The organism is Streptomyces zhaozhouensis (assembly GCF_900230195.1).
Classification (GTDB): Bacteria; Actinomycetota; Actinomycetes; order Streptomycetales; family Streptomycetaceae; genus Streptomyces; species Streptomyces zhaozhouensis.
This window is the reverse complement of the sequence record NZ_OCNE01000057.1, coordinates 1-2,393: the sequence shown is the minus strand read 5'-3', so window position 1 is coordinate 2,393 and position 2,393 is coordinate 1. Positions and strand designations below refer to the sequence as shown.

Sequence of the window (2,393 nt, the reverse complement as noted above, 5' to 3'; positions counted from 1 at the left end):
GGGCAGGGGAACTACGCGGCGGCCAACCAGTTCCTGACCGGTCTGGCGCATCTTCGTGCGGCGGAGGGTCTGCCCGCCCAGTCGTTGGCGTGGGGTCTGTGGGACGAGGCCGAGGGCATGATCCAGGGGCTGACCGACACCGACGTGGAGCGCATCCGCCGTTGGGGCATGCACGCGCTCAGCCCGGAAGAGGGCCTGGCCCTCCTCGACACCGCCGGCCGACTCCCCGCCGCATCGCTTGTGGCAGCCAGGTTGGACACGGCAGCCATCCAGCAAAGGGTGGGCGGCATTCCGCACAAGTTCCGTGGCCTGGTGCGCGAACCGGTGCGCCGGGTGGCGGCGGAGGCTCAGGCAGCTGATGCGGGGCAGGCGTTCAGCGACCGCATGGCGGGGCTCGGTGAGGAGGAACGCGAGGTCGCCGTGCTGGATCTGGTGCGCGGCCATCTCGCCGCCGTCCTCGGCCTGGCGAGTCCGGACGCCATCGATCCGGAGCGCGCGTTCCTTGAGGTTGGCCTCGACTCCCTCGGGGCCGTCGAACTCCGCAACCGCCTCAAGTCCGCCACCGGGCTCAATGTGCGCTCCACTGCGGCATTCGACCATCCCACCCCCCGTGCCCTCGCCGGGTCGCTGCTCTCGCAGCTGGCGCCACCGGACCGGAGCGACACGGCGAAGGAGGAACAGCGGGTCCGCCTGGCGCTCCAGTCCATTCCGCTTGAGCGGCTCCGCGACGCGGGCCTGATGGCCGACCTGTTGCAGCTCGCCGGACTGGCGGACGAGGAGGCCACGGCCTCGCACAACGGCCTGGACGACCAGGGCGAGAAGCTCGACATCGACGCGATGGACACGGAGAGCCTGATCAGTATGGCGCTGGACAACTCTGACCTCGCCGACAGCGGCCAGGAGGCGTGACGTGGTGACTGCGAACGACCAGAAGCTGGTCGCGGCGCTCCGTTCTTCCGTCAAGGAGACGGAACGGCTGCGCGACCAGGTCAGGAAACTGACGTCAGCGGCCAGGGAACCGATCGCGGTGGTCGGCATGGCGTGCCGGTACCCGGGCGGGGTTGGCAGTCCGGAGGATCTGTGGCAGTTGGTGTCCGAGGGGCGTGACGGGGTCTCGGAGTTCCCCCGCGACCGTGGCTGGGGGGTGGAGCGGCTCTACGACCCGGAGCTGTCGCGCCCGGACACCAGCTACGTGCGCGAGGGCGGCTTCCTCCACGACGCCGCGGAGTTCGACCCGGTGTTCTTCGGGATCAGCCCGCGCGAGGCGCTGACCATGGACCCGCAGCAGCGGCTGCTGCTGGAGACCTCCTGGGAGGCGCTGGAACGGGCCGGCATCGTTCCCAGCACGTTGAAGGGGAGCCAGACCGGTGTCTTCGCCGGCCTGATGTACCACGACTACGCGCGGAGTGCGGTCTCCGGAAGCGTCGTCTCAGGGCGCGTCTCCTATGCGCTGGGCCTGGAGGGGCCGTCCGCCGTGGTCGACACGGCGTGCTCGTCCTCGCTGGTCAGCCTCCACCTGGCTGTGCAGTCGCTGCGCCGTGAGGAGTGCTCGTTGGCGCTGGCCGGCGGCGTGACCGTGATGGCCACTCCCGGCATGTTCAGCGAGTTCAGCCGCCAGGGCGCCCTGTCACGCGGCGCCCGGTGCCGGTCCTACGCCGGGGCGGCGGACGGCACCGGCTGGTCGGAGGGCGTCGGCGTCCTGGTGCTGGAACGGCTGTCGGACGCGCGGCGCAACGGGCACGAGATCGTGGCCGTGATCCGTGGTTCGGCGGTCAATCAGGACGGCGCGTCCAACGGCTTCACCGCCCCCAACGGCCCTGCCCAGGAACGGGTGATCCGTCAGGCACTGGCCAGCGCCCGCCTCTCCCCGGCCGATGTGGACGCGGTGGAGGGCCATGGCACGGGCACCACCCTGGGTGACCCGATCGAGGCGCAGGCGCTCCTGGAGACCTATGGTCAGGACCGGCCGGAGAACGGTGAGCCGCTGTGGTTGGGTTCGCTGAAGTCGAACATCGGTCACGCGCAGGCGGCGGCCGGCGTCGGCGGCATCATCAAGATGGTGATGGCGATGCGGAAGGGCATCATGCCCAGGACCATCCATGTGGACGAGCCGTCGCCGCACGTGGACTGGTCGGCCGGCGCGGTGAAGCTCCTGACCGAGGAGCGCCGTTGGGAGCGCAACGGCCGACCTCGTCGGGCGGCGGTCTCGTCGTTCGGCATGAGCGGCACCAACGCGCATGTGATCGTGGAGGAGGCGCCTGAGGTTGAGGCGCCGGCCGAGATCCCTCAGTCTGGGGTTTCGTTGGTGGCGGTGCCGTGGGTGGTGTCGGCGAAGTCGGTTGAGGCGTTGCGGGCGCAGGCGGGGCGGTTGGTGTCGTTTGTGCGTGAGCGTC

At 70.5% G+C, this 2,393-nt stretch carries 1 protein-coding gene and 1 pseudogene; both read left to right on the top strand.

What is annotated here, in order from left to right; all coding sequences use genetic code 11:
- A partial coding sequence (locus CRP51_RS27950; RefSeq protein ID WP_141514715.1) for a beta-ketoacyl reductase occupies positions 1-909 on the top strand: 909 nt, incomplete at its 5' end.
- Positions 910-919: 10 nt separating this feature from the next.
- Positions 920-2,393, top strand: a pseudogene (locus tag CRP51_RS27945) (type I polyketide synthase); the annotation flags it as partial.